This is a genomic window from Anaerosporobacter sp. (assembly GCF_031551385.1).
Classification (GTDB): Bacteria; Bacillota; Clostridia; order Lachnospirales; family Lachnospiraceae; genus Anaerosporobacter.
In genome coordinates, this window is the sequence record NZ_JAVBNS010000276.1 from 1 (window position 1) to 7,599 (window position 7,599).

Sequence of the window (7,599 nt, forward strand, 5' to 3'; positions counted from 1 at the left end):
ATGGACGAATACATAAGATGTAAAGGCAAGTTGTTTAAACAATGCAAACAGGGGATTATTAATCAAGATGATTCCTATGCCATGAAAGTATTAGAGGGACACACTTGCGAAGTGGAATTCTATGGTCTGTCACAAAACGCAGATATATATGCAGCGGATATTAGAACATATCAAGAAAAGAATGTGCTAGGAATACAATTTCATGCAAATGGAAAGCTTGATATGCCTGTCTTGTTACCAATACCAGGTGTATTTAATGTATATAATGCGTTAACGGCAATAGCGTTGTGTAGACATCTTCTTGTACCAATAGATAAGATTGCAGAGGCACTTAACCATGTGTATGTAAAAGGTCGTATGGAGATTGTAAAAGTGCCAGACCCCTATCTTCTTATGATTGACTATGCTCATAATGCGTTGAGTTTAAAGAGTCTATTAACTACACTTAGGGAATATGAACCAAAGCGTATTGTATGTATGTTTGGCTGTGGAGGAAATCGTTCGAAACTTAGAAGATATGAGATGGGAGAAATCTCAGCCAATATGGCGGATTTGACGGTTATTACGTCAGACAATCCAAGATATGAAGAGCCGATGGATATTATAAGTGATATTCAGATTGGAGTAGAGAAAGGAAAAGGCAGAAGTGTCATGATTCCTGACCGTAAGCAAGCGATTCGATATTGTATGGAATATGCCATGGAGGGTGATTTCGTTATACTTGCAGGAAAAGGCCATGAAGATTATCAGGAAATCAAAGGGGTTAAATATCCGATGGATGAAAGGGTAATTATAAAGAGCATACTTGCAGAGAAACGTAATTAAGATAAAGCTATGGTATATGTTAACAGAGAAGTTGTAAGACATATATTGTAACTTGAAAGATGTAATTCTGAATAGTTACAATATAGTAAGATTTGCAAATGACTAGAATAAAGAGTGGAAAGGAATTATATAGATGGAATTACTGACTATAGAAGAAATCGTAAAGGCAACAAAAGGAGAACTACTTTGTGGTAAGGCTGATTTACAGATTCATGCAGTAAGCACGAATTCAAAAGAGGTGGAAGAAGGGACTTTATTTGTTCCGATTGTTGGTGAACGTGTGGATGCTCATACATTTATTCCGTCTGTAATAGAAGCGGGTGCGACAGCAATTATTGCAAGTGTGGAACAGGACTTATCTGCTGTAAAAGAGAATCAAGCAGTTATTCGTGTAAATGATACGAAGGAAGCATTACAAGATCTAGCGGCATATTATAGAAGTAAATTTACGATTCCTGTAATCGGAATCACAGGAAGTGTTGGAAAGACAACAACGAAAGAGATGGTTTCTGCTGCACTTGAAACAAAATATCGTGTGCTAAAGACAGCTGGTAACATGAATAGCCAAGTTGGTCTGCCACTTACTATTTTTCGAATTGACCATACCCATGAAGTTGCAGTAATTGAGATGGGAATCAGCGAAGCAAATGAGATGGATAAGTTAGCGCGTGTTGCAAAACCTACCCATGCAGTTATTACGAATATTGGTGTTTCACACATTGGTCAACTTGGATCTCGTGAAAATATTCGTAAAGAGAAGATGAATATTATGAACGAATTTGATGAAGATAGCTGTCTTTTTGTAAATGGTACAGATGACATGTTGATGCAAATTTTACCGTATTCAGATTTTCTTAAGTTATCTGACAAAGAAAAAACACACAATTGTAATAAAATTGACGTGAGCGATGCTACGCATAAGAGTTTATGCTTGGCAAATGTTGTTACATTTGGATGTAAAGAGGATTGTATGTATCATGCCACAGATGTTGCAGTAAGCAATGGTAAAACGAATTTTTACATACATGACGGTTTACAGGAAGAGAATGTACAAGAAAATCAAATAGAGTTACAAGTACTTGGAGAACATAATGTATATAATGCATTAGTAGCGATTGCAGTTGCGAATAAGCTAGGAATTGAAACATCGGTTGCAAAACAAGGGTTGAAGGAATATCTACCACTTGCCATGCGTGGAGAGATTGTGAAAGCGAATGACATTACAATCATTGACGATACGTATAATGCAAGTCCAGATTCTATGCGTGGAGGAATTAATGTATTACTTGAACTTGAAGATGTTCATCGTAGGGTTGCCGTGTTAGCAGATGTATTGGAATTAGGAGAGCACTCGTATTCTTCGCATTATAGTGTTGGTGAATATATTGCGACAAAGAATATAGATGAAGTAGTAACGATAGGAAATGAAGCGAAAGCAATTGTGAAAGCGATTGAAGATGCAAAAGCAAATATTGTCGTACATTCATTTGCAAGCAACGAAGAGGCTGTTTGCTATCTAAAGGAAATATTGAAACCAAACGATGCCATTTTAGTAAAAGGCTCAAGAGGTATGCATACAGATGAAATCGTTAGTGCAATAAAGCAATAGAATACATTATTGTTTTGTTACGATATAGATAAAGGTGGTGAAAGAAGTGATATATGCAGACATTATAGTGGATATCTCGCATGAGAACCTAGATAAGACGTATCAATATGCAGTTCCAGAGCATCTTGAAGAGAAGGCAGTCGTTGGTTCTTTAGTTAAGTTTCCATTCGGTAGAGCGAATCGTATTATTAAGGGATATATCATTTCTTTATCGCAAACGCCAAGTATAGATGTATCTTATATTAAAAAGATTGATGAGGTTGTAGATAACGCACTTGTTATGGAATCTCATTTGATTCGACTAGCATCTTGGATACGCGATAATTATGGAGCTACGTTAAATGATGCACTTAAAATTGTTCTGCCTGTAAAGCAAACAGTGAAAGCAGTTGAGAAACGTACCATACGGTTACTGTTAGAGCAAGATAAGGCAACGGATAAGCTGATAGAGCTGCGAAAAAAGAACTATAAAGCAAGAATTCGCCTTATGGAGTTATTGTTAAAGCAAAAAGAGTTAGATTATGATACAGCAATTAATAAATTAGGGATAACAAGACCTACGATACAAGCATTTGTAGAGGGTGGAATTGTTGAACTGAAAGCAGCGACAGTGTATCGTAATCCAATTAAGAATGAGCAATCATTACAAAAGGCAGCTGTATTGACGCCGAAGCAGCAAGAAATTGCAGATGATTTTTGTAATGATTACGATAATGGAATTAGAAGAACATATTTACTTCATGGCATAACAGGTAGTGGTAAGACCGAAGTATATATGGAGATGATACAGCATGTGTTAAACAAAGGAAAACAGGTAATATTGCTAATCCCAGAAATTGCATTAACTTATCAGACGGTAATGCGGTTTTATAAACGGTTTGGTAATCGAATATCGATTATGAATTCGAGGTTATCAAAGGGAGAGCGATATGACCAATATATGCGGGCAAAACAAGGTGATATTGATATTATGATAGGTCCAAGGTCTGCGCTGTTTACACCGTTTGAGAATCTTGGGTTAATTATTATAGATGAAGAACATGAAGGTAGTTATAAGAGTGAGATGCCACCGAAGTATCATGCAAGAGAGGTAGCAATCTATAGAGCTAATCTACTAAATGCAAGTGTCGTGCTTGGCTCAGCAACACCATCACTAGAGGCATATAAGAGAGCTAAAGATGGTGAATACAAGCTATATGAATTAAAGGATAGAATAAATGGTGCGAAGTTACCTCATGTCTATGTAGTAGATTTAAGGGAAGAATTAAAGAAGAAGAACAAATCTATCTTTAGTGAAAAGTTAAAAGAGTTAATTAATGATCGATTGAATAAGAAGGAGCAGATTATGCTGTTTCTGAATCGAAGAGGATTCGCAGGTTTTGTTTCTTGTCGAAGCTGTGGTCATGTAATGAAATGTTCGCATTGTGATGTATCTTTGACGTATCATCATGGGAAAGAAAATCAAAAGTTAGTTTGTCATTATTGTGGACATGACGAGGAGATGCCGAAGAAATGTCCAAGCTGCGGTTCGCCATATATAGCGACATTTGGAACGGGAACGCAGAAAGTGGAAGAGATGGCAAGGAAAGAGTTTCCGACAGCAAGGATTCTTCGAATGGACATGGATACAACAGTAGGAAAAGAAGGGCATGAAAAAATCCTATCCGCTTTTGCCAATCAGGAAGCGGATATATTAGTAGGAACACAGATGATTGTGAAAGGGCATGACTTTGGAAATGTTTCGCTAGTCGGTATATTAGCGGCTGATTTATCCTTATATGCCAATGACTATAGAGCGGCTGAGAAGACATTTCAGCTACTAACACAGGCAGTAGGCCGTGCGGGAAGAAGTAAGGATAATGGAGAAGCCGTTATTCAGACATACAATCCAGAACATTATAGTGTAATAACTTCTGCGAATAATGATTATGAGACATTTTATAATAGTGAAATTGCGTTTCGAACAATAATGAAATATCCACCAGTATCGAATATCTTAGTGGCATTCCTAACATCTAAGAATGAGGAAATGGTTGCAAAGGCAGCAGACTTGTTCAAGGCGGCAGTGCTTGATTATAAGGAACAGATGAAATTGCAGATGAGTATGTCACAAGAGAAAATGGAAACAGGAGACTTGGAAATTATCGGACCTGTGAAAGCAAATGTTGCAAAAGTAAACGATATATACCGATATGTATTATATATGAAACATATGGATTATATATATTTGAAAGATTTAAAGAATTTCATGGAAGGATTTATTGATTATTCTGCTATCTTTAAGGGATGCAGTGTTCAATTTGATTTTAATCCAATGAATAGTTATTAATTTAATTACAAATAGGAAAGGGAAGATAAAAATGGCAATTAGAAATATAAGAACAATGGGAGATGCAGTACTTACTAAAACTGCAAAAGCAATTACGGAGATGAATGACCGTACACAAGAATTAATAGACGATATGTTAGATACGATGTACGATGCACAAGGAGTTGGTCTTGCTGCACCTCAAGTAGGAATATTAAAGAGATTAGTAGTAATCGATGTTTCTATGGAGGCAGATAGTCCAATTATATTAATTAATCCAGAGATTATTGAAATGGATGGAGAACAAACAGGTGATGAAGGATGTCTAAGCTTACCTGGTAAAGTTGGTATTGTTACAAGACCAAACTACGTTAAAGTGAAAGCATTAGACCGTAATATGAAAGAGCAAATCCTTGAAGGGGAAGGCTTACTTGCAAGAGCGTTCTGTCATGAAATCGATCATTTAGATGGACATATGTATGTAGAAAAGGTTGAAGGAAAATTATACAATACAAGTGATTTAGAAGAAGAGTAGGAGGAATGGGAATGAAAGTTCTTTTTATGGGGACACCCGATTTCGCAGTAGCTACATTAGAAAGTATTATTAAAGCAGGTCACGAAGTTGTTGGAGTAGTGACACAACCAGATAAGCCAAAAGGAAGAGGAAAAGCAGTTCAATATACACCAGTCAAAGAAAAGGCATTAGAATACAACATACCAGTATATCAGCCAATTAAAGTAAGGGAAGACAGTGTAATAGAAGAACTTACAAAATTACAACCAGACATCGGCGTAGTAGCTGCATTTGGACAAATCTTACCACAGAAATTACTAGATATGCCAACCAATGGATGTGTGTGTGTTCACGGTTCATTACTACCAAAATATCGTGGCGCAGGACCAATTCAATGGGCTGTAATTGATGGCGAACCTGTTTCTGGCATTACAATCATGCAGATGGATGCAGGTATTGACACAGGCGATATGATAAGCAAAGTAGAAGTACCAATTACAAGTACAGAAACAGGTGGAAGTCTTCACGATAAACTAGCTGTAGCAGGAGCTGACTTATTAATCGAAACATTAAAGATGTTCGAAGAAGGCAATGTAGTACGCGAAAAACAAGACGATTCAAAATCAAACTATGCAGTAAGACTAACAAAAGAATTAGGCCAAATGGACTTTGCAAAAACAGCAAAAGAACTAGAACGCCTAATCCGCGGATTAAACCCATGGCCAAGTGCATATACTTCTCTAAATGGTAAAACATTAAAGGTATGGGAAGCAGAAGTAATCGAAAAGCAATATGACGGAGAACAAGGCGAAATCGTAGATGTGACAAAAGATGCCATCTATGTGAAGACAGCAGATGGAATATTAGCTCTTAAAGAAATTCAACTAGAAGGCAAAAAACGAATGGATGTATCATCATTTCTACGTGGCTTTACGATTGAAAAAGGTACGAAACTAGGATAGTCTATGAAAAATAGTCTGTGTATAATAGTCTACAGAAAGCGTTTTTTTAAGGATAAAGAGATATTAGATTTCGCGAGTAGCGATGTGGGTGTTAAAGAGTACAAGCAGTACTGACAATGAATGTTGCTACTGAATATTGGACATATCTAAAAATGCATTGCCCTACTTGGAATCCTTCGCTCAATGTAGAGTGTAGACCAGTACAAGCATTTTGGGAGCACAGCCTAGGGAGTTATATAAACGCACTCTATCGAATATTCATTCATTGTCTTACTTACCTTATACTAGTGTATCAACAACCTTGACTCGCAAAACTCCACAACCTACCTTGCGTATTCGCTGCCGTACTCTAGCAACAAAACGATAGCGAAGCACCTAAAGCACTTCTTAGTGTGTACATCTACAACCTAGGAAGGCTCGGCAAGGACGCCGAGCCAGCCTGAGCTGAGGCAGGATGCCGAATCGAAGGCGTTTCCGTACCCTTTTCAATACATTCTCGTACACACTTAGAAGTCCTTAGGTGCATAGCGTGTTTTGTGTTAGAGTACGGCAGCGAATACGCTCTATAAAAGTAGTAAAGTTTTGCGTCACAAGCTAGTTCCAAGCTAGTCACAAAGAAAGGAGTGATAAAAATGCCATATGGTTATTATTTTGATCCAACGTATATCTTGATTATAATAGGAATGGTAATTAGTTTATTAGCATCAGCTATGGTGAAATCAACATTTGCAAAATATTCAAGCGTGAGAAGTATGTCAGGACTAACTGGTGCACAGGCGGCAGAGAGAATATTGCACAATGCAGGAATCTATGATGTATCCATACAACGAATTAGTGGTAATTTAACTGATCATTATGATCCAAGAAGCAAAGTACTTCGCTTGTCAGATAGTGTATATGCGAATGCGTCGGTAGCAGCAATCGGTGTAGCAGCACATGAATGTGGACATGCGATTCAACATAACAAAGGATATGCACCACTTCAGTGGCGTTCCGCACTTGTTCCAGTAGCTAATTTTGGAGCAGGGCTATCATGGCCACTTATATTACTAGGTGTGTTTCTTGGTTGGTCGCAGACGTTAATTACAATTGGAATCCTTCTGTTTTGTGCAGCGGTATTGTTTCAATTAGTGACATTGCCAGTGGAATTCAATGCATCAAGCCGTGCGGTAAAGATTCTTGCTAGTACAGGAATATTAGCAGATAGAGAAGTAGCACAAACGAAGAAAGTGCTTAGTGCAGCAGCACTTACCTATGTTGCGGCGGCAGCAGCATCTATACTACAATTGCTTCGTTTGATTATATTATTTGGAGGAAGAAGAGATCGTGACTAAAGAAATGGATCTGAGAGAAATGGCACTTGCTATTATGATGGAAGTTA

At 37.5% G+C, this 7,599-nt stretch carries 6 protein-coding genes; all 6 read left to right on the top strand.

Annotation, left to right across the window (positions count from 1 at the left end; genetic code table 11):
- Positions 1–825: Mur ligase family protein (locus RMR19_RS20565; protein WP_310605379.1), on the top strand; the 825-nt coding region annotated here is incomplete at its 5' end.
- A 133-nt stretch (positions 826–958) separates the two neighbouring features.
- Positions 959–2,434, top strand: a complete 1,476-nt coding sequence (locus RMR19_RS20570; RefSeq protein WP_310605380.1) for a UDP-N-acetylmuramoyl-tripeptide--D-alanyl-D-alanine ligase — start codon at positions 959–961, stop codon at positions 2,432–2,434.
- Positions 2,435–2,480: 46 nt separating this feature from the next.
- Positions 2,481–4,763 (top strand): replication restart helicase PriA, encoded by a 2,283-nt coding sequence (gene priA / locus RMR19_RS20575; RefSeq protein WP_310605381.1) that lies wholly within the window; start codon positions 2,481–2,483, stop codon positions 4,761–4,763.
- 31 nt (positions 4,764–4,794) lie between these two features.
- The gene (gene def / locus RMR19_RS20580; protein ID WP_310605382.1) at positions 4,795–5,277 is read left to right on the top strand and encodes a peptide deformylase; all 483 of its coding nucleotides are present in this window, start codon (positions 4,795–4,797) and stop codon (positions 5,275–5,277) included.
- A gap of 11 nt (positions 5,278–5,288) precedes the next feature.
- The gene (gene fmt / locus RMR19_RS20585; protein WP_310605383.1) at positions 5,289–6,218 is read left to right on the top strand and encodes a methionyl-tRNA formyltransferase; all 930 of its coding nucleotides are present in this window, start codon (positions 5,289–5,291) and stop codon (positions 6,216–6,218) included.
- 632 nt (positions 6,219–6,850) lie between these two features.
- A complete protein-coding gene (locus RMR19_RS20590; protein ID WP_310605384.1) occupies positions 6,851–7,552 on the top strand; it encodes a zinc metallopeptidase in 702 nt (233 codons plus the stop codon).
- Positions 7,553–7,599 lie beyond the last annotated feature (47 nt).